We start from the raw sequence: 18838 nt of genomic DNA, 5'->3' as shown, positions 1-18838 counted from the left end.
AGGGTGTTTCAGCCTTGCGACAAACGTCAGATGACGGTGCGATGATCCCGGGCAATTTATTCTCGGGGTGCAGGTTCTATGGAAAAAGATTGTAGGACACGTTGGTTCCTAGGGATGCCTTGTCACTTAGGCGATTCGCAGTCAATGGTCGGCGAAGTGCTCAATGCCGTCCCTTCTCAAGCTGACAAAACGAACCAGGGCAGTGTCGTCTTCAGTGCCGAGCATCAGAGGAGCGTCCCACTGATTCCCGGTTATAACACCTTGGCTCCGCCGTTGAGGCCCGTACAGGATCCTGCGTTATCACTCATTGCCTTGAGTGGTATCGACCCCACCGGCCCGGTGTTGGTGGAAGTCCCCTTGGTGCTCAATAACACCACGTTCACCGCCTCCCAGATGCTGGCGGGGTGGCGTATCGGTTTTGCTGACCGGTACGTGCGTGGTGATCATGGCGAACCCCTCGAACACCGCGCAGCCATGTATCGAGCCTTCGACATACTGCGCCAGGCCGGTGCGCACTTGGTGGCGGTGGATGCGCGACGTGAAGATCACGGCCTCCAATTTACCCTGCAACGTAATGAAATCGACCACCTCGTGACCGAACATCGTCTTGATGCCTTGGTGTCTGACGACCAGAGTGCCGCGTTTCATCGGGCTTGCATAAGCGGGTATCCATCGCTGTGCGAACCGTTTGAGGATGGCACGAAGCTCTGGTTTTATGGCGCACGATGGTCACGTGATGCGTTGCCGGTGTTGTTGTGTGCCTATCGACATATCAGCGCTGGCGCGTCAGGCAGTCAAGGGCAACTACGTGGTGTGCTGAGCCCTCCTACGATGTGATTAGCTGCGGTCTTAACGTCCGCACCGGGCTGGGGTTCTTAGAATGGCGAACGGATCAACCTTGATCCTTCGTGAATTCGCAACTCAGGAGAGTCCTTATGTTGGGCGTTGCTTATGGCATGTATTCGATCATTCGGCACAGAGCACAGCCGCTGACCAGGGGGCATTCACCTGCCGATGCGAAACCCGTCCCCCCGGGTACTGAGTACGCCAGTGTTCGCGAATTGGGCGAGCAAATGGCGAAACCGAACGGGCTTACCTCGGTTGATTTGGTCAGCTACCTGCAAGCGCGTATCCGCCAGTTGGACCCCCAACTGCGCTCAATCATCGAAACCAACCCCGAGGCGCTTGCGAGCGCGCGGGCGCTGGACCGCGAGCGGGCCAATGGCAACGTTCGTGGCCCATTGCATGGCGTCCCCATTTTGCTCAAGGACACCATCGAAACCACAGGTATGCAAACCAGTGCAGGTGCTTTTGGACTTGTAGGCGCGGCGGCCGACAAGAATGCGCCGCTTGTCGATTACCTGATCGAGCAGGGCGCGGTGATCCTGGGTAAAACCAATATGACTGAACTTGCGGGCTTTCGCGGTGGCCCTGATGGTTGGAGTAGCCGGGGCGGGCAAACACGCAATCCGTATAAACACGACGCCGACGTCGGCGGCTCAAGCTCCGGGTCAGCCGCCGCGGTCGCTGCCGGGCTGGCGCCCTTGGCGGTCGGCGCTGAAACCAACGGTTCGATTATAGTACCGGCGGCACTCAACGGGGTGGTAGGGCTCAAGCCCAGCCTCGGGCTGTTGGATCGCAACGGTATTATTCCCGCCAGCCAGCGCCAAGACACCCCTGGCCCCATGGCGCGCTCGGTCTATGACGTCGCGTTGATGCTCAATGCGATGTCGGGCAGTGACCCCCGCGATCCCGAAAGCCTGGGCGCCCCGCAAGGTATTGATTACACCCAACTGCTGGTGCCTGACGCCTTGAAGGGAAAGCGGATTGGCTATCCCGAGACGTTTACCGCAAACGGTGAAAACCTGCCGGTGGAAAACAGCACGCTATTTCGCAAGACACTCCAGGTGCTTCGCGAGCAGGGCGCTATTTTGGTACCGGTCAACCTGCGACTGGCGGACGCTTCACGCTACGGCGAAGTACTGCTCTCGGACGTGAAGGAGGCGTTGAATGGCTACCTGGCCAAGCGCACAGGGTTACCGGTCAAGTCGCTGACTGAGCTGATCAAGTTCAACGAAGACCGTGATGGCACCGTGGCGGATCACCAGCCAGTGCTTGAGGAAGTCAGCGCGGCCACTCTGACGTCGGCGCAACGCAAGACGCTTTGGGACGAGCTTATCCAGGATTTTCGCAGCACGGTGGATGACCCCATCAACGCACAAAACCTGGATGCCATGGTTTCGGACGTTGATAGCAACACTTACTTCGGCGTGGCAATAGCCGGTTACCCAGGCATTACTGTGCCTTCCGGGACCAATGATGATGGCCTGCCGACCGGCGCCTACTTTTTCGGCACCCGCTGGACCGAGCCCACCTTGCTGGCCATGGCCTATGGGTATGAGCAGGCGGCTCAGGCGACTACCCAACCTGAGCTTTGATCGGCCTAACGGTTAAACGCCGTACCGTGCAGCGGGGCGGCGGTGCGACAGGTCAGGGCCCAGCGCCAAGCGAGCAGTTTCGTAGGCACCCCAATTCAGGCTGTCGGGCAGCGACGCGATGGTGACCTTCTCCCCCTAAGTGAAGCCTGCCAAGGCGGCCTCTCCCAGGTTTTCCATGCTCATCACCATCGTCTCTGGCAGGTTGTTCACCGGCAGGCCCGCGACATCCCAGAATTCGGTTTGGGTGACCCCGAGCGCAGGCGCCGCGCCTTCCTGTGCGCCTTCGGCCGGCTGCCACACATGATGCGCCATGCGCTGCAATTGCAGGCCTGATGCCTCAACGGATTACACTCAATGCCTCGGAGGGACGCCATGAGCTATAAAATTCACATCCTGGGCGCTGCGGGCGCAGGTACCACGACCTTGGGCAAAGCCCTGGCCGAACGCCTGAATGTCGCTTACTTCGACTCCGACGATTTCTATTGGCAGCCAACCGCAGAGCCCTTCACCGTCGCTCGGCTGCGAGATGAGCGCACCCGGCTGCTACAGGAACAGAGCGCCGACCTCGAAGGCTGGGTACTCTCCGGCTCAGTGTGCGGATGGGGTGATGCCATGATTGCGCAATTCACCCATGTGACGTTCCTGCGTGTGGACCCGCACGTTCGCCTGCACCGCTTGCAGTTGCGGGAAATTCAGCGCTACGGCGAGCGAGTTCTTGAAGGCGGCAGTCGCCATGAAAACAGCGTCGCTTTCCTCGCCTGGGCTGCCCGTTACGAGGGTGGCAACCACAGCCTACGCAGCCTGCGTCGGCATGAAAGCTGGCTGAAGCCACTGACCTGTCCAGTGATCCGGCTGGACTCTACGCACCATTCGGCTGAGGCGTTGGTGAATCAACTGATGCCGCTGTTGAACTCATCAGCCGCGAAATGATGCCTTGCGCAGCGGGCTCAGTTGGGGGGGCGTCAAACCGGCGCGCACTCATGCCCCAGCCCGGCGCAAACCCTGGGAAAAACACCAAGCCTTCAGCCTCCAATCTAAAAGCCAATGCCAGGCGGGTTTCATCATCCACATCACCCTGGCTTTCAAAGCGTTGTACCGCTTCCACTGCCAACCCGGCTTGTCGGGCCAGTTCTTCGCGGCTCCAACCGAGCATCGCGCGGGCCTGCACGCTGTGTTTGGTGGTGAATTGATGCAGGACGATCTGCTGTTCTACGAAAGAGCTCATTGCCAGAGAGGACATGGGGTTTCTCCAGGTTCGACGGGGGAGGGCAAACTATACTGTGTTTTTGTACAGTTGTTTTGACCGCTCATCAACTGGATTTTTTATCATGGCTACCCCTGCGGCCTCCATGATGAGCTCAGGAGGTTGCAGCGCTCATGTATCAATAGGAAAATCCGGGATGCGATAGGGCTGACCAGAGGAAGGCGTAATGTCTATTTCTGAAAACGATTGGAAGAAATTCAAAAGTTTAAGGGCGTTGGCCCTCGACCGCTTTTGCCAGGGCGTATTGGCCGACGCCAAGACCATCAGCATGCACGGTGCGCTGTCCGCTCATGCCCGCTACGGAATGTTGTACGGCGTGATTCACGACCGCAACAGGGACATGGCCGATATGTTTGACCATTACAGTCGCTCGTGGGCCTGTTCGTGTCTGGCGTTGATGGTGCGTCACGACCTTCTGACCGATGCCGAGCTGGCGATGCTCAGCGAAGAAACGCCTTCAGGCCATCATCCAGCCCTATGAGCTTGAGTGGGTTGAAGAGCGACCCCTCCTCGATTAATGGGCACACTCAATGCTGACCAATTTATACAGGAGCACAGCGTGCTGACATTCAATTGCTCGCAGACCGCCTGCGACTTCTTCAGCCGCATTCACAAAGGGAAAAAAATAACCCCAGTTGAAAAGCCGCCGATTCCAAGTGCCGAGGCTGAAGGGCTACACGCAGACCCTAACCAGTGGCTGGTCCACGCCGCGACGGTTAAGCGTAAGCATGTGCTGGTGGTGACACACTTGAAAACGCGCTACAGCATGCTGTTCTTCGATATGAAGAAGGCCGACCACGCGGGCTTTGTGCAAGCATTTACCCATCGCTGGATCGATGGTGTCATGGACCTGGCCTTGAAGTGTGATGTACTGGATATGATCGAACCACAGGCGTATGACCGGCTATTGAGCGACTTGGGGAACACCTATCGCCTGGTCCAGCGCGGCGACCGCAGCAGTCAAGGGCAAATCAACGAAATCCTGCGTATTTTCAACGGGGATGCCGAAGATTTCGACTTTGTGACGCAACCCTGGAGCGCCCGCCGTTATGACGCGACCATTAACCGGACGCCCAGAACCATTACAGGATTAAAGGGTTATGGCTGGCCCGAGGAAGAAATGCTGATTTATTGGTTGACGGCAGTGGGGGGGGGATGCTGCGAACGCTCAACAGCCACGTGAAAAATATCGGCAAACCCATCGGTCACGCTCTCTGCCTTAATGCCCTTGCAGCCCCGGCGCCTCGCGAATGATCAGGTGGTCCAGGTTCTCGATATTCGCGCTGAACACCCCGAAGGTCTGCTCGGGGTTTTTCTTGCTCGGCACTTGTTTCAACTCCGGGGTCACCCCGTAGAAGAAGCAATACAATGCCCGTTCACTGTCCACCGCTGCCTTGATCTGCTCCAGGAACGCCTTGCGCTTGCGGTAGTTCTCGATGAGTTTTTTACTCAGGTAGACGTTGACCGAATAGGGCTTCTTGTCGAGCCACACCTTCTTTTCGAAGTCGATGCGAAAGCTGCTGGTGTAGTCCTTGATCGCTTTGATCTTGCCCCAGTAGATCAGGCCTTTGTTGTCTTGCAGGTATTCGATCTTCTTGAAAAACGCCCAGTAGGTCGCGGTGTGCTCGCCGATCTTCAGCGGCATGGCCTTGAGCGTGTCTTTGTCGTCGATATTCGACACATAGCATTCCACCGGGTGGGCGAACACGCTGGTTTTGTCCGGGGTGGTGTCGTTGGTGCTATGGGATGAGTTCGTGCGAGTTGAAGGCACTTTCGTTGGATCTAGTGGGACGCTGACTTGGGTGCCAACCACCGGTGTGTTGCGTTCGTATTGACGCCGCGTCAGTACAAATTCTGATGGGAAATTTTCCTCGCGTTGGTCATCACCTTCACCGGTCGCGGTCTTATGCGTGCTGGCATAGCGGCAGCCGTCAATGTGCTGGGTGCTGGCCTTGTTCTTGAAGTGCGGCGTGCGCTGGTAGTTGACGTTTTTCGCGTTGAAGGTGCTCAGCGCATTGCCCGGATCGAATGCTGCGCGGCATTCGTCGTTGGGGCACAAGAAGCTGTCCTTGTCGGAGTCGAAAGGGCTGGTTTCGTCGAAATTCAGGTCTCGTACGTCATAGATCGACAGCTTGTCGTCGAGACTCAGGCTGTAGGCCGTGTCGAATTTCATGGGGCTCGGGTCCGTGAGATGAGTTGCTGGATATTACGCAAAACTTCGCCATTATGGAGATCAAAAATGTGGGCGTGGGCTTGCTCGCACGTTTAGATATGAGGCGTGTTGGCGACACGCCGTCCACTCAAGAAACACAAAGTACCCCCCACGGCGGTCAGTGCGCCGAGGGCATAGAACATGCTGACCGGTGCCGCATTGATCAACAGGTACCCGCAAATCACCGGGCTGAGCGCGCCACCGAAGGCCGCCAGATTCTGCGCGCCGTAATAACTGCCGCGCAGCGCATCCGGGGCGAGGGTGTCGATAAACAGGAACTCGCAGGGGTAGATAATCATCTCGCCCAAGGTGAACACGAACATCGCCAGGCACCACGTGAGCAAGCTGTGCGCCTGGCTGAAGCCGATCAGCCCGGCGATAAACAGCAACGTGCCCAGCACGATCCAGTAGCGCAGTTGCTCGCGCTTGAGAAAACGGCCGATCTGGTACTGCATCAAAATCACGGTAATGGCGTTGCAGGCCAGCACCGCCGACAGAATCTTCAGCGCCTCGGCCGGTTTGTAGGCCACCAGCAAAAACTGCGACAGATAAAGGGTGTAGCGCCCGTGGACAATGGTGCTCAACAAACTGCCACTGGTGAACAGGATCAGCGTGCGATCGCTGCGCAACGTGCGCAGGGTGCTCAGAAAACTCAGGGGTTTGTTGCTGTCGTCCCGTAGGGTGGGCGGGATGCCGATCATCAGGAACAGGCTGCCAAACGCGATGGCACTGGCGATCAGGAACGGCGCCAGTTGCATGTGGCCGGCGATCACTACACCGACCATCGGGCCGGTGGCATAGCCGACGTTCGTCAAGGTGTAGCGCAGGGAAAACACTTTGGCGCGCTCACCCACCGGCAGGTTCTCGCTGATGATGGCCTTGGAGCCAATCAGGAACAGCGCCGAGGCGGCTTCGGTGATGACCAGGGTCAAGGTGGTGAGGTAGAGGTTGCTGGCAAAGGTCAGCAACAGAAAACCGATGGCGCTGGAGAGCATGGCCAGGATCAGCAGCTTGCGCTTTTCCAGGCGGTCAATGATGTAGCCGCCGTAGAGGCCGAGCAGTGTGGCGATGAACACGGCAATACCCATCAGCAGCCCGATGTCCTGTTGATTGAGGCCCAGGCGGGCGCTCAGCAGCAAGGCCAGCAAGGGACTGGTCATGGCGCGGCTGACCACGATGGTCACCGAGCAGATCATCAGGCGGCGGATTACCAGGGAGTAGGTGGCCACGGTGGGGCGGATGTCCTTTTTATTTTTCCAAGACAACGCAATTCAAATGTGAACACAGATCATAGATGTGGGAGCGGGCTTGCTCGCGAATGCGGTGTGTCAGTGCCAAATTTACTGGCTGATCCAGCGCATTCGCGAGCAAGCCCGTTCCCACAGTTAGATCGAGTTACTGGCCGGCGTTGATGCTGATTTTCTGGACTGCACCCTGCTCCAGGTCCCACTTCTTCAATATCTTGCCGTACGTCCCATCCTCAAGCATGCCCTGCAACGCCTCACTGATCGCCGTGACCAGCTCAGTATTGCTCTTCTCAATCCCCAGCCCCGTGAACTGCTTGGAAATCGCCAGGCCCACCGGCTTGTACTTGCCCTTATCCAACGACATCAAATAAGGAATGGTCTCGCTGCCCTGCATCGCCGCATCCAAACGGTTCTGCTGCAACTGCGCGCGTGCATCCGCCGAGCCTTCGGTGCCGATCACCACAATCGCCGGCTTACCCGCCGCTTCGCAGTTTTCCTTGCTCCACGCGGCAATTTCCGACGGCCAAGTGGTACGGCGGCTGGTGCCGACTTTTTTACCGCACAGGTCGGTCAATGCCTTGAGGTCTTCACGCTTGGCCAGGGTGTACAACTGCGGGCCGCTGGTGAAGTAGTCGATGAAGGTCACGGCTTTTTGGCGCTCGGCGGTGTCAGTCATGCCCGACAGCACGATGTCGACGCGCTTGGTGGTCAGGCCGCTGAGCATCTGCTCGAAGCCGGTTTCCTGCCACTTGATCTTCACGCCCAGGCGCTCGGCGAGGGCGTTGCCCAGGTCGAAGTCAAAACCGGTGAGTTTGTTGGTGGCCGGGTCCTTGAAATCCATCGGCGGGTAGTTCGGCACAATGGCCGCGCTGATCTCGCCTTTTTCCTTGATTGCCGCCGGCAATGCCGCGAATACACAGGTGGAGGCCATCAGGCCTGCGAGCAACGTTGGGATAAACAATTTTTTCATGGGGGCGTTCTCGTTAGTTTTTTAGTTAAGTGCGAACGGCAGAAATAAAGCTTTGGGTACGCGGGTTTTGTGGGCTTATTAGAATTTCTTCAGGGCTGCCGGCTTCCACAATCTGACCGGCGTCCATAAACACCATGCGGTTGGACACTTCGCGGGCAAAGCCCAGCTCATGGGTGACCACGATCATGGTCATGCCGCTGGTGGCCAAATCACGCATCACCGACAGCACTTCGCCTACCAGCTCCGGGTCGAGGGCTGACGTGGGTTCGTCAAACAACATCAACTTGGGGCGCATCGCCAACGCGCGGGCAATGGCCACACGCTGTTGCTGGCCGCCGGACAATTCCACCGGGTAGGCATTGCGCTTGTCCGCCAGGCCTACGCGGGCCAGCAGTTCCAGTGCATCTTCAATGGCTTCCTTGGGCGAGCGCTTGAGCACCTGCACCGGGCCTTCGATGATGTTCTGCAGCACGGTCATGTGCGGGAACAAATTGAAGCGCTGGAACACCATGCCGGTTGCCAGGCGCTGGCGCGCGATCTGCGCTTCATTCATCTCATGCAGCTTGTTGCCGACGACGCGATAACCCACCAGTTCGCCGTCGACCCATAGGCCGCCCTTGTCGATTTTTTCCAGCTGGTTCACACACCGCAGCAGCGTGCTTTTACCCGAGCCGGACGGGCCGATGATGCACATGACCTCGCCTTGCTCGACCTCGATATTGATGTCACGCAGCGCGTGATACTCGTCGTAATACTTGTTCAGGTTGACGGCCTTGACGATGCTTCTCATGGGGCAAATCTCCTCAACCCAGGCTTACGAACGCTTGCCGGCGCCGCGGGCAAAACGACGCTCGAGGCGGCTTTGACCCAATGAAAGAACAGTCACCACGGCCAAATACCAGATGCCGGCCACAATCAGCAGCTCCATCACCCGGGCGTTGGCGTAGTAGATGTTTTGTGCGTTGTGCAACAACTCCGAATACTGGATCACGCTGGCCAGGCTGGTCATTTTCACCATGCTGATGAACTCGTTGCCGACAGGCGGAATGATCACCCGCATCGCCTGCGGCAGAATTACCCTACGCAGCGCCTGCAGGCTCGGCATGCCGATGGACTTGGCGGCTTCGTACTGGCCAGTGTCGACCGACAGCAAACCGGCGCGCACCACCTCGGCGGTGTACGCGCCCTGGTTGATGCTGAGGCCGAGCAGGGCGGCCACGAACGGCGTCATCAGGTCGAAGGTGTCGATGCTGAACAGGCCCGGAATCGCGATCACCGGGAAAATCAGCGCCAGGTTGAACCACAGCAGCAGTTGCAGAATCAGCGGCGTACCGCGAAACAGCCAGGTGTAGGTGATGGCCACATACCGCAGGATCGGGTTGGCCGACATGCGCATGATCGCTGTGATCACGCCGATCACCACGCCCAGCGCCATCGCCAGAATCGACATGACGATGGTGTTGACCAGGCCCCACAGGATGGCCTGCGACGTGAGGAACTGACCGATGTAGGACCATTCGATCTGGCCATTGGCAAAGGCACGCAACAACGCGGCCAGGGCGATCACGATCAACGTGGCAAAAAACATCCGCCCGTAATAACGACGCGGCACGTGCTCGTACTGCGTGATATCGAACTGGTTCTCGGACAACTTGCGCTCGGCTTCCAAGCGCTCCGCCGGGGTTTGGTTCATGGTGTCACTCCACTGCTGTACTCGATCCAACTGTTAAAACACGGTCCAAATGTGGGAGCTGGCTTGCCTGCGAAAGCGCCAGCAAACTCACCACAAAGGCCCAGGCTTAAATCCGAAACCCCTGATAACCCTCAGCCCACTTTTGCTGCTCAGCCAACGCCACCTTCAACCGCCCAATCTGCTCGCGAACCCGATCCGGCGCTGTGCCGCCCCAACCACTGCGCGCCGCAATCGCCGCCTCCAGGGTCAAGCAGTCCCGCACCTCAGGCAGCAGCCGAGCATCCACCTCCGCCAACATCGCTGGCGAGGCTTCCCACAACTCAATCTCATGCTTCTCACAGGCCTGCACCAGCGCGCCGGTAATTTCATGCGCCTCTTTAAACGGCACACCGCGCGTGGCCAGCCAATCCGCCACCTCAGTCGCCAAGGTGAAGCCCATCGGCGCTTGCCTGCGCAGCTCTTCCACCTGCACCTTCATGGTCGCGACCATCCCCGCCATCGCCGGCAACACCAACAGCAAGGTGTCCACGCTGTCCAACACGCTGTGCTTGTCTTCACTCAAATCGCGGTTGTACGACAGCGGCAACGACTTGAGCGTCGACATCAACCCGGTCAGGTTGCCAATCAAACGCCCAGCCTTGCCCCGCGCCAGTTCGGCAATGTCCGGGTTCTTTTTCTGCGGCATGATTGAGCTGCCGGTGGCGTAGGCATCGTCCAACACCACCCAGCGAAATTGGCGCGACGACCACAGGCAAAACTCCTCCGACAGCCGCGAAATATTCACCCCGAGCATGCCCGCCACAAACAGGAACTCCGCCACATGGTCACGGCTGGCGACGGCGTCGATAGAGTTTTCGCACGGCCCGGTGTAGCCCATTTCCTTGGCCGAATGCTCTGGCTGCCGCGCAATTGCTGAACCTGCCATTGCGGCTGCGCCCAACGGCGACAACGCCGTGCGCGCATCCCAATCCACCAGGCGCTGCACATCGCGCAACATCGACTGCGCGTGGGCCAGCAAATGATGGGCAAACACAATCGGTTGCGCCTGCTGCAAATGGGTAAACCCTGGGCAGATGCTCTCCACATGCTGTTCAGCCTGCTCCACCAACGCCTGCTGCAAGCTCAACACCTCGGTGGTGATGGTGCGCGCATGGTCGCGTAGGAACAGGCGCAGATCATTGGCAGTTTGATCATTACGCGAACGCCCGGCGCGCAACTTGCCGCCCAAGGCGCCCAGGCGCTCGGTCAATACGCGTTCGATAAAGGTGTGCACGTCCTCGTCATCCAGGGTTGGATGCAGGCGCCCAGCGGCGAAGTCCTCACCGATGCGGTCCAGGGCCTCCAGGGTGCGCAGGGTCTCTGACTCATCCAGCAAGCCGGCGCGCTGCAACTCACGGGCATGGGCACGGGAGCCGGCCAGGTCGTAGGGCGTGAGGCGGAAATAGCGCTCAGGGCAACGCGACAACGCGGCCAGTGCAGCAGACGGACCGGTCTTGAAACGAGCGCCCCAAAGGCGGTCGGTGGGCTGGGACATCGGTATTCCTCACGCTTGTTTTTAGAAGAGTCGGAGGCAGTCAAAAAGTAAAAAGTCCTGATCGCAGTGCCAGGTTTTGCGGGGTGTTAAATCAGCCTCTGTGTGCTGTTCAAGCCGCTATATTCAAGGTTGCCAAGGGCGGATGTTTATGTTCATTATCGCCGCCTGGCGATGTTCAAGGATTGGGTTGAAGCCTGTTGAATAGGGCACTTGAGGTCAACGCGTATTATGGAAACCCCACTTTCCACTTCTGGAAACATGCCGCCAAAACCCGGCACGCGACCGCCTTTGCAACTGAGCGGGCTGGACTTCAAATTACTGCGCGTGTTCATGGCCGTGGTCGAAGCCGGCGGCTTCAGCGCTGCGCAAAACGAGCTGAACGTGGGCCTGGCGGCCATCAGCAAACAGATCTCCGACCTCGAAATCCGCATCGGCATGCGCCTGTGCACACGGGGCCGCGAAGGCTTCGGCCTGACCGAAGAAGGCAAGTTGGTGTATCAAGCTTCCATCGAGTTATTTACCTCGGTGGACAGTTTCAGAGACAAGCTTAGTTCGGCGCAAAACGAGCTGATTGGTGACCTTAGTGTCGGCGTTATTGATAACACCGTCTCCGACGTTAATTCACCGTTGATTACTGCGTTGGGGAAATTACATAGCGCATCGCCAAAAATTAGATTGCGCCTACAGGCCTCGCAATTGGACGAAGTTGAGCGCGGTGTGGTGGAAGGGCGGCTGATTGTCGGCATCGTCCCGGTGTACCAACGCCGCGAAGAATTCGACTACTTCCCGCTATACGAAGAAAAGGCCCACGCCTACTGCGCCGTAGGACACCCACTGTTCAACGCGAGCGATATTACGCCGGAGGTGCTGCGCCAACACGAAGTGGTCAACCACCGGTATGCGATCCACCGCGACAAAGCCAACTTCGTCACCTACGACAGCCAGTCCGCCTCGGCCTCACAGGTGGAAGCCGTCGCCATCCTGATCCTCACCGGCCGCTTCTTAGGCTTCTTGCCGGAACACTACGCCGCGCCACTGGTCAGGGAAGGGCGCCTGCGCGCACTGTGCCCGGAACAGGTTCACCTGAGCACCGCCTTCAACCTGATCCTGCGCCATAACGCGCCAAGAAGCCCGATGGTAAAAGCCTTCGCAACAGCCCTGGGCGTAGACCTCAAGGCCGCGACATAACCCCCGCCGAACACCGATCAACAGGCTGACAAAGCTCAAATGTGGGAGCTGTCGAGCCCCAGCGAGGCTGCGAAGGGATCACTTAGGTCCAGTTGCCGAACCCATCCATCTGCATCGCCCCCCAGCACCCCATGCTAGTGCGCTATCCATCTGGCACCGCTCAAAATTTGGGAGCTATCGAGCCCCAGCGAGGCAGCGATGGGATCGACTCGGTCCACCTGCCCACCCCATCCACCCGCATCACCGCTGCAACTTGCCCTGCTTCTTCTTCGAATGAAAATGCCGAAAATGCGCATCCTGCGCCGCGGCCAACAACTCCCGATCCCCACGCGTATCGCCCCAGGCCCGCAGCCGATACTCGCCCAAATCCCCATACACCGCCTCAAGCCGCAGCACCTTGTTCTCACAGCGGCAATTATTCCCCGTGAGCTTGCCCGTCAACACCCCGTCGACCACCTCAAGCTCAGTGCCAATCAACTTGATCCCCAGCCGGTTCGCAAACGGCTGCAACACCAACGCCGGCGACGCCGAACACAAGGTCACCTGCGCCCCGGACTTCACCTCATCCGCCACCGACTGCAACCCAGTCGGGCGCATCAGCTTGCTCCAAGTACGCTGGCAATACGCCTCCGCCTGCTGCTGAACCCACGCCTTCTCCACCCCCGTCATAAAGGTGCGGATCAACTGCGCCTTCAACTCATCCCGGCTGATCTGCCGCAGCAAAAAGCGCAGCCCAGGCACCGCCAACTTCGTCATCCGGCCATAAAACTCGCCGGTGCCGAAGGCAAACTTGAGGAAGGGCACGAAACTGTCGTGGTGAGTCAGGGTGCCGTCGAAGTCAAAGACGGAGAGTACTTTGGCGTCTACAGGGCCGGCTTCGAGCATGTCTGGGTTCACGGTGGCCTCGGTCCTATCTAGTATTTTTTAAGCGTGCATCAGGTGTGACAGCAGGAGTTTACTCCCGTGCCAATCTTCCGATCTTGGCGTAAAGCGTCTCGGTGAAAGCATCCCGGTCACTCGACCGGTGACAACGCTGATGGCAATTGGGGCACAAGGCTACAGCATTGGTCGTGCGATCCGAACCCTTCTGGGCGAGGTGCTTGACGTGATGTACTTCAAGAAATGGCTGGCCATCAATTCCGGCGAAAGGCGCTGGCAAATCGCAACCTTCGCAGACCCCATTCGCAAACTGTAGTACCAGCTTTCGTACATGCTCTGCGCGTGCGTAAGAAAGACTGACAGTGAACAACTGCCGCGGATTCAGAACGCCTTGTGGCTCGATTACAAGGAAAGGCTTAGAAAGGGTAGGGCGCTCGTCGGGCAGTGGTTTATCTTCGGCCGCCAGACCAGGCTCAGAGTGCAGGCCTGGTTTTGTTGCTAGCATTTTGCGAATACGTTCACTAACTCCGGCACCGATGTTTTTCGCAGGCATATAGCCAGTGACACGTTGCAAACCGAGCTGTTCAAATACCGAAGAGATGTTCTGCATGCGATATTCAATTGACGAAGCGCTGCGCAGGTTGAGTGGCCCCTCTCGCAGTAACCGGTTCTCAGCTGATTTTTTAAAGGCTTGACCAGTTCGTTCAAGGGTCCACATTTTCAGATAGCTATCGACGGACGCTTCAAGCTCCTGATCGCTCCATCCGGTATTACTTTTTTTCGTATCCATACAGCCGCCGAGGGTAGAAAACCCTCGGACGATACTGAGTAGCCATTATTGCGTCTACGAAATTTCCTACGAGTCGGTGGGACTTACCGTTCGTTTGCGTCAGTACATTCGCGGCTTCATTCGGAAAAATTGGGTGAGCTTTCGCCACCACGAAATCTTTGCTGACTTCCTCTGGTAGGTCCGATTAACCAGTAAATACGGCATATCCCGAAGCCTTATCCAGCCTTCGTCTTGCCAATGCAGCAGGTTCAACGACATCTCCGGCCAGTCCAGCATGCTCAACAATGGGCGTTCCAACGTCCTTGGCTGGCGTTCGTCCCGCAACGTCGGAACTACTTCATGAGTCAACCAGCTACGTAGCAGGCGATTTCCTGGTGTGTAGTGATAGACCAACAACGCGTAAGCACCGGATTCGCTAATCATCAGCATTTCTTCGGGCTGACCGTGGAACAGCAGTTTTACAGTTCTTCGTTGGTCTTCATCGAGCTTGCGAGTCGTGCGCTCATCTAGGAACCACCCCATTAAGCGCCCAAGATCGCGAGCGCAGAACCACGGTTGGTTCTCCAGAAGGAGGGCGTGCAATGGGAGGTTTTGGCGGGTGAAGACAGTAGGGGAGAAGGGATCATGCATGGCGCACCGCCTTTATCAGAGGTGCTTGAAGGACCGTTCTTATGCAGTAGATAGCCTTCGCAAGGAAGGTGAAAATTCTAGGCATTTCCATTACCTCTGTGTGATGTCAGCTTTCTTAGGGCTGGGTGCCGGGAGTTAAGAAACCCCACACAGAGGGCCGGACATATTCCCCTTTCGGGTCTTGTATTAGCCCACTCCCGGCATAACAGAGATTTTCGATGCCCACGGGAAAACCGTAGGCACAAAAAAGCCGCTACTGTCGGGTGCGGTCAGTCCGCTGTGTGAGGTGTTTCTTAGGCACCGGGTTAGAAGCCTATTGGCTTCCAGGGTTTCGGTCAAGACAGAGAGCGGAGCTAAATTGAATTTGTCGCTGAGTTTTTTGTAACGTTTCAGATTTCGTTGTAGCTGTAAACGTTCTTTATGTTCGCGTGGAAGTAGCCCCCGGGGGATCCGGCATTTACCAATCCATCGAATTCGCTTTCCGGGACGTCATAATACTCGTAGACTTTTCCACTAAGAAACTCAATTTGAAGTGAGGAGGTAGCAGTGTCGTACCCGACACTCGCGATATTGCTGGAGCTTACTGGAGTTCTTTCCATTTATTTTTCTTCCTTTCTAATTACCTGGTTTCGCCAGGCCGATACTAGTGGTTCATAATCCTCTATGGCTCTATCCTTCGCCCAATTGCTAGAGACTTCTGGGTCTTTGCTGTTTGGATACTTATTTGAAGGAAGTATGTTAATACGACATCTTGTTGGAAGTTTTGCGGCTTCGCCCACTATAATAGCTTCACCCGTTCGTAGTATAGGGAGGGAGTCAATGATGCCAGCTAGACCTTCTGACATTGCAGACTTTACTATGCTACGATCAGTAGAGTTGTTAATTCGCAAGGCAATAATTGTTCCGCATTGAGATAAAATAGTTTCATCGATTTCTGAAGGTCGCTGACTCACTATCATCGCCCCGACACCAAATTTTCTGCCTTCTTTTGCGATACGCTGGACCATTTGTTTTGCTAGCCCATCTTCTTTGTTTGATAAGTATCTATGGGCTTCCTCGAGTACTACCAGTAGAGGGCGTTTTCTCATGCCTGTATTAAGGTTTTTCCCCCATATCGATGATTCAAAAAGTATATCTAGGATAGAGCCAAGTAGTAAGCTTAGGCGAGTGGAAGGCATTCCCGAGAGATCTAAAATTGTAATGGGCTTGTCGTGTCCTAACCAGTCCGTAAGTAATTGGTCTAAATCTTTAGCAATAACTCCATTTTTATCGGGGCACCAGGGGCCAGGGTTCAATAGAAACGAATACTGCGAATCTAGCAGTCTGGATTTCATTAGCTCCAACTGTCTTTTCATTGATCCCGGACCTCCTTTGTAGGGAGCGGCTCCTCCTGTTGCCGGCGGTAGAAAACGTGGAGGAAGTAGTTTTTCCGCATCTCCTTCTCCGTTTTCAGCCCATGCGGGTCTTATATGTTCTTTCTCCTGCCAGTTTACGGTGTCATCGTAATATAGTTCGTGCCAGATCTTTTTAATTCGATAAGGTAAGGGGGAGAGTGTGTTGACTGATTCTTCTAATGTGTGTTTTATTTTATTTGTTTTTATGGAAAGCTTTTTTTCATCAATTGTTTTATCTAAGTATTGAGTTTTCTGGCTTTCTGTTAAGTTTCCGCATAGGAATTCCAGTAGGCTCTCTGGTGACACGCACCAGTATGGGATATAAAGAGGGTTTTTGCTGTCGGGAAGAACAGAGAATACCTTTGCTATATCTCCGAGGGCTGATTCGTATTCTCCATGAATGTCTATTAACAAAATCCTGGAGGACGGCAACCGTATTGCTTCGTTTTTTGTAACGAGCGATCTGATGATGGAGGCTGTGCTGGTTGACTTACCTGAGCCTGTAGATCCAAGGATCGCCGAGTGGCGAGAAACCAATTTGTCTAAGTCTAAGCTCACGTCAATGCCATCTGAGCTTGAGAGCTTGCCGATGGTAAATTGACCCGTTGAGGATAATCCAAAAATCTTCTTTAGGTCACTATCTACTACAACATGTACATCATCTCCAATGCTTGGATATTCGCTAATTCCTCGATCAAATTCCCCACCTATCATTTCGCCTATTAATTCAACTTTTATCCATCGTCGACCTTTGGATATTATATTTTCATTTTCGTTGCCAGATGATTCATTTGACTCTGAGGTGACACCAAAAAGCTGGTTGTAACCAATAGGTATCTTTACGAAGCTTCCGACTTGGCCGATTCTGTAGTTTTTACCCTCAATTATTATAATTCCTGATTCCATTGATTCCGCGAGTTCTACTATTATAGATGAGCTGGAAACTGAGCTTATGCTGCCCATATATGTCGGGTTATTAATCATTTTTTGGCTCATCTACGACAGGCAGTTGGAAATCGAGGTCGGGTTGTTGTTCCTCTACTAGGGCGGGGATTGGGTTTTCTATCTCAAATCCAAAATCACCGCCTGCTGTTGCTAGAAAGCGGGTTAGCGCATTAAAATCGCCGAGCTGAAATTCTTTATTCTTAAAATACTCATCTCTTATGGATTGCCAGTTTTTTGCGGGTAATATTCCTGTCCTCCAAGGTGCCTCTACTCCGTTTATTACTGCGCCGTCTCTACAGAATAAACTGAAGTTGGGGCAGTTGAATGCGATTTCACGCGCGTGCGGTTCTTTTTCTAAGTTGTTATATTGAAACGCAAATAGTGCAGTTGATGGGTTGGCTATAAGACTTTCAGTTATTTTTGAAGATATATGCGCATCAGCAAAGGAGAAACCGGATGCTATGGTGAGTGTGTCGCTTTCATTCAGGAAATTTTTAAATCTTTCAAATAGTGAAGAGAATGGAGCAGCTTGGGTTTGGTCGTATTTTATATGGGATGGGTAGACCATATTTGTATTAGTTGAAAATGGTAGTCTGATCACCTCCTGATTTTCACTAATTTCCCAGCCTATGGATCCATGCAGCTTCCATAATCTAACCCAGCGTGGAGGAAGGTCATTTCGTGAAATGCTTGATGGGTCGAAAAAGGCGTTTCTTGACCCGCTAAAGCCATCAAAGTAGGGCGTCTTAACTCTCTCAAGTGCCTGCTCTAATAACAAGTCGTAGTTGGTGGTAAATATTTCAACGCCGTATCTTCTTTTTATTCCATTTATCCAAGATATTAATTCGGAGTATGGGTTTTTTCCAGGTGGTAAGTCCTTGTTCACCACCTGTTTAATGGCGTTGCAGATATTTTCGGTTAGTTGTGAGAATTTTTTACTATCGTAATCGTGGACTGTAGAGCTACCAATGACGTCTGCGAGAGTTCTTATTTTTGAAAGGACTTTTTCAAAGTTCTTATCCGGTATTGACTCTTCTATTAGGTTGAAGACTGTTAAGTCGTCTCTTTCAAGATTTTCTTTGATCGTTTTGGTTAGGCCTACTACGTTCGGGATCAGCGGTTGCCAAGGACCGTCCCCGCCAATGTTTATGCTAAATGGAGCTCCGGCCCCTAAAAGCAATCCAATTTTTTTCTTTCCGTTAGTAATTGCCTGACGGAAGCCGAACATATATTGATCAGGGTTGTGTACTGACTCGCTCACTGGATGTCCTTATAAAATAGAAAAACCCCGCAATGGCGGGGTCTCTATTTTCGCTACCCCAACATCCATGCCCAGGTAAAGCGCGATCTACAACAAATTTACCGTATCATCAATCCCAGCTCAACGCACCACCCGTCTGATACTCGATCACCCGAGTCTCAAAGAAATTCTTCTCTTTCTTCAAGTCCATAATCTCGCTCATCCAAGGGAACGGATTCGTCGTCCCCGGATACTCTTCCTTCAACCCAATCTGCGACAGGCGACGGTTCGCGATGAACTTGAGGTAATCCTCCATCATCGCCGCATTCATGCCCAACACGCCGCGCGGCATGGTATCGCGAGCATATTCAATCTCCAGCTGCGTCCCTTGCAGGATCATCTGGGTCGCTTCTT

The 18838-nt window shown here is 55.1% G+C and carries 20 protein-coding genes and 1 pseudogene; 6 read left to right on the top strand and 15 right to left on the bottom strand.

Going from position 1 to position 18838, the window contains the following annotated elements; all coding sequences use genetic code 11:
- The first annotated feature begins 144 nt into the window (after nt 1–144).
- Both E0F99_RS13755 and E0F99_RS13750 read left to right on the top strand, forming a co-directional pair.
- A complete protein-coding gene (locus E0F99_RS13755; RefSeq protein ID WP_232000128.1) occupies nt 145–837 on the top strand; it encodes a hypothetical protein in 693 nt (230 codons plus the stop codon).
- Between the two features lie 98 nt (nt 838–935).
- Nucleotides 936–2438 (top strand): amidase family protein, encoded by a 1503-nt coding sequence (locus E0F99_RS13750; RefSeq protein ID WP_083357127.1) that lies wholly within the window; start codon nt 936–938, stop codon nt 2436–2438.
- A 135-nt stretch (nt 2439–2573) separates the two neighbouring features.
- On the opposite strand, the gene E0F99_RS30445 is transcribed toward E0F99_RS13750, so the two are convergent.
- Nucleotides 2574–2750, bottom strand: coding sequence for a hypothetical protein (locus tag E0F99_RS30445; protein WP_232000129.1), 177 nt, complete (start codon nt 2748–2750; stop codon nt 2574–2576).
- A 60-nt stretch (nt 2751–2810) separates the two neighbouring features.
- Between E0F99_RS30445 and E0F99_RS13735 the strand changes: the two genes are divergently transcribed.
- A complete protein-coding gene (locus E0F99_RS13735) occupies nt 2811–3368 on the top strand; it encodes an AAA family ATPase (RefSeq protein WP_083357128.1) in 558 nt (185 codons plus the stop codon).
- Here the strand turns inward: E0F99_RS13735 and E0F99_RS13730 are convergent.
- A complete protein-coding gene (locus E0F99_RS13730; protein WP_083357129.1) occupies nt 3298–3678 on the bottom strand; it encodes a helix-turn-helix domain-containing protein in 381 nt (126 codons plus the stop codon). The two genes, E0F99_RS13735 and E0F99_RS13730, sit on opposite strands and share 71 nt — an antisense overlap.
- A gap of 190 nt (nt 3679–3868) precedes the next feature.
- Between E0F99_RS13730 and E0F99_RS13725 the strand changes: the two are divergent.
- A pseudogene (locus tag E0F99_RS13725) lies at nt 3869–4220 on the top strand (hypothetical protein).
- A 41-nt stretch (nt 4221–4261) separates the two neighbouring features.
- Complete coding sequence (locus tag E0F99_RS13720) at nt 4262–4885, top strand: DUF6933 domain-containing protein (RefSeq protein ID WP_239557360.1); 624 nt, start codon at nt 4262–4264, stop codon at nt 4883–4885.
- A gap of 36 nt (nt 4886–4921) precedes the next feature.
- Here the strand turns inward: E0F99_RS13720 and E0F99_RS13715 are convergent, their stop codons facing one another.
- From E0F99_RS13715 to argH, 6 genes are all read right to left on the bottom strand, one after another.
- Nucleotides 4922–5875 carry a hypothetical protein gene (locus E0F99_RS13715; protein ID WP_083357130.1) on the bottom strand — a complete coding sequence of 318 codons (954 nt, stop codon included), beginning with the start codon at nt 5873–5875 and terminating at the stop codon, nt 4922–4924.
- Between the two features lie 92 nt (nt 5876–5967).
- On the bottom strand, nt 5968–7143 hold the full coding sequence (locus E0F99_RS13710) for an MFS transporter (RefSeq protein ID WP_083357131.1): 1176 nt from the start codon (nt 7141–7143) through the stop codon (nt 5968–5970).
- Between the two features lie 166 nt (nt 7144–7309).
- The gene (locus tag E0F99_RS13705; protein ID WP_083357132.1) at nt 7310–8131 is read right to left on the bottom strand and encodes an ABC transporter substrate-binding protein; all 822 of its coding nucleotides are present in this window, start codon (nt 8129–8131) and stop codon (nt 7310–7312) included.
- A 25-nt stretch (nt 8132–8156) separates the two neighbouring features.
- Nucleotides 8157–8921 (bottom strand): amino acid ABC transporter ATP-binding protein, encoded by a 765-nt coding sequence (locus E0F99_RS13700; protein ID WP_083357133.1) that lies wholly within the window; start codon nt 8919–8921, stop codon nt 8157–8159.
- 24 nt (nt 8922–8945) lie between these two features.
- Nucleotides 8946–9824 carry an amino acid ABC transporter permease gene (locus E0F99_RS13695; RefSeq protein WP_083357134.1) on the bottom strand — a complete coding sequence of 293 codons (879 nt, stop codon included), beginning with the start codon at nt 9822–9824 and terminating at the stop codon, nt 8946–8948.
- 106 nt (nt 9825–9930) lie between these two features.
- Nucleotides 9931–11358, bottom strand: a complete 1428-nt coding sequence (gene argH / locus E0F99_RS13690; RefSeq protein ID WP_083357135.1) for an argininosuccinate lyase — start codon at nt 11356–11358, stop codon at nt 9931–9933.
- A 228-nt stretch (nt 11359–11586) separates the two neighbouring features.
- On the opposite strand from argH, the gene E0F99_RS13685 reads away from it, so the two are divergent.
- Nucleotides 11587–12546 (top strand): LysR family transcriptional regulator, encoded by a 960-nt coding sequence (locus tag E0F99_RS13685; protein WP_083357136.1) that lies wholly within the window; start codon nt 11587–11589, stop codon nt 12544–12546.
- Nucleotides 12547–12786: 240 nt separating this feature from the next.
- Here E0F99_RS13685 and E0F99_RS13680 read toward each other — a convergent pair whose 3' ends face one another.
- From E0F99_RS13680 to E0F99_RS13650, 7 genes are all read right to left on the bottom strand, one after another.
- Complete coding sequence (locus E0F99_RS13680; protein WP_083357137.1) at nt 12787–13431, bottom strand: HAD-IB family hydrolase; 645 nt, start codon at nt 13429–13431, stop codon at nt 12787–12789.
- A gap of 70 nt (nt 13432–13501) precedes the next feature.
- On the bottom strand, nt 13502–14215 hold the full coding sequence (locus E0F99_RS13675) for an HNH endonuclease (protein WP_083357138.1): 714 nt from the start codon (nt 14213–14215) through the stop codon (nt 13502–13504).
- Nucleotides 14216–14314: 99 nt separating this feature from the next.
- Complete coding sequence (locus E0F99_RS13670) at nt 14315–14845, bottom strand: BRO-N domain-containing protein (protein ID WP_083357139.1); 531 nt, start codon at nt 14843–14845, stop codon at nt 14315–14317.
- Between the two features lie 389 nt (nt 14846–15234).
- A complete protein-coding gene (locus E0F99_RS13665) occupies nt 15235–15444 on the bottom strand; it encodes a KTSC domain-containing protein (protein WP_083357140.1) in 210 nt (69 codons plus the stop codon).
- Nucleotides 15445–17223: an ATP-binding protein gene (locus E0F99_RS13660; protein WP_165447615.1), complete on the bottom strand. Its 1779-nt coding sequence runs from the start codon at nt 17221–17223 to the stop codon at nt 15445–15447.
- Entirely contained in the window at nt 17216–18445 is a 1230-nt protein-coding gene (locus E0F99_RS13655; protein WP_083357141.1) for an SIR2 family protein, read from the bottom strand. The genes E0F99_RS13660 and E0F99_RS13655 overlap by 8 nt, the downstream gene beginning before the upstream one ends.
- A gap of 109 nt (nt 18446–18554) precedes the next feature.
- Nucleotides 18555–18838 (bottom strand): ribonucleotide-diphosphate reductase subunit beta (locus tag E0F99_RS13650; RefSeq protein ID WP_207303086.1); only part of this gene is annotated, 284 nt, incomplete at its 5' end.

Source organism: Pseudomonas antarctica, from assembly GCF_900624995.1.
Taxonomy (GTDB): Bacteria; Pseudomonadota; Gammaproteobacteria; order Pseudomonadales; family Pseudomonadaceae; genus Aquipseudomonas; species Aquipseudomonas antarctica.
This window is presented reverse-complemented; position numbering and strand designations above follow the sequence as displayed.

Coding starts and splice junctions, on each gene's coding strand:
- E0F99_RS13755 (WP_232000128.1), top strand. CDS start 145: ATGGTCGGCGAAGTGCTCAATGCCGTCCCTTCTCAAGCTGACAAAACG.
- E0F99_RS13750 (WP_083357127.1), top strand. CDS start 936: ATGTTGGGCGTTGCTTATGGCATGTATTCGATCATTCGGCACAGAGCA.
- E0F99_RS30445 (WP_232000129.1), bottom strand. CDS start 2,750: ATGGCGCATCATGTGTGGCAGCCGGCCGAAGGCGCACAGGAAGGCGCG.
- E0F99_RS13735 (WP_083357128.1), top strand. CDS start 2,811: ATGAGCTATAAAATTCACATCCTGGGCGCTGCGGGCGCAGGTACCACG.
- E0F99_RS13730 (WP_083357129.1), bottom strand. CDS start 3,678: ATGTCCTCTCTGGCAATGAGCTCTTTCGTAGAACAGCAGATCGTCCTG.
- E0F99_RS13715 (WP_083357130.1), bottom strand. CDS start 5,875: ATGAAATTCGACACGGCCTACAGCCTGAGTCTCGACGACAAGCTGTCG.
- E0F99_RS13705 (WP_083357132.1), bottom strand. CDS start 8,131: ATGAAAAAATTGTTTATCCCAACGTTGCTCGCAGGCCTGATGGCCTCC.
- E0F99_RS13700 (WP_083357133.1), bottom strand. CDS start 8,921: ATGAGAAGCATCGTCAAGGCCGTCAACCTGAACAAGTATTACGACGAG.
- E0F99_RS13695 (WP_083357134.1), bottom strand. CDS start 9,824: ATGAACCAAACCCCGGCGGAGCGCTTGGAAGCCGAGCGCAAGTTGTCC.
- argH (WP_083357135.1), bottom strand. CDS start 11,358: ATGTCCCAGCCCACCGACCGCCTTTGGGGCGCTCGTTTCAAGACCGGT.
- E0F99_RS13685 (WP_083357136.1), top strand. CDS start 11,587: ATGGAAACCCCACTTTCCACTTCTGGAAACATGCCGCCAAAACCCGGC.
- E0F99_RS13680 (WP_083357137.1), bottom strand. CDS start 13,431: ATGCTCGAAGCCGGCCCTGTAGACGCCAAAGTACTCTCCGTCTTTGAC.
- E0F99_RS13675 (WP_083357138.1), bottom strand. CDS start 14,215: ATGGATACGAAAAAAAGTAATACCGGATGGAGCGATCAGGAGCTTGAA.
- E0F99_RS13670 (WP_083357139.1), bottom strand. CDS start 14,845: ATGCATGATCCCTTCTCCCCTACTGTCTTCACCCGCCAAAACCTCCCA.
- E0F99_RS13665 (WP_083357140.1), bottom strand. CDS start 15,444: ATGGAAAGAACTCCAGTAAGCTCCAGCAATATCGCGAGTGTCGGGTAC.
- E0F99_RS13660 (WP_165447615.1), bottom strand. CDS start 17,223: ATGATTAATAACCCGACATATATGGGCAGCATAAGCTCAGTTTCCAGC.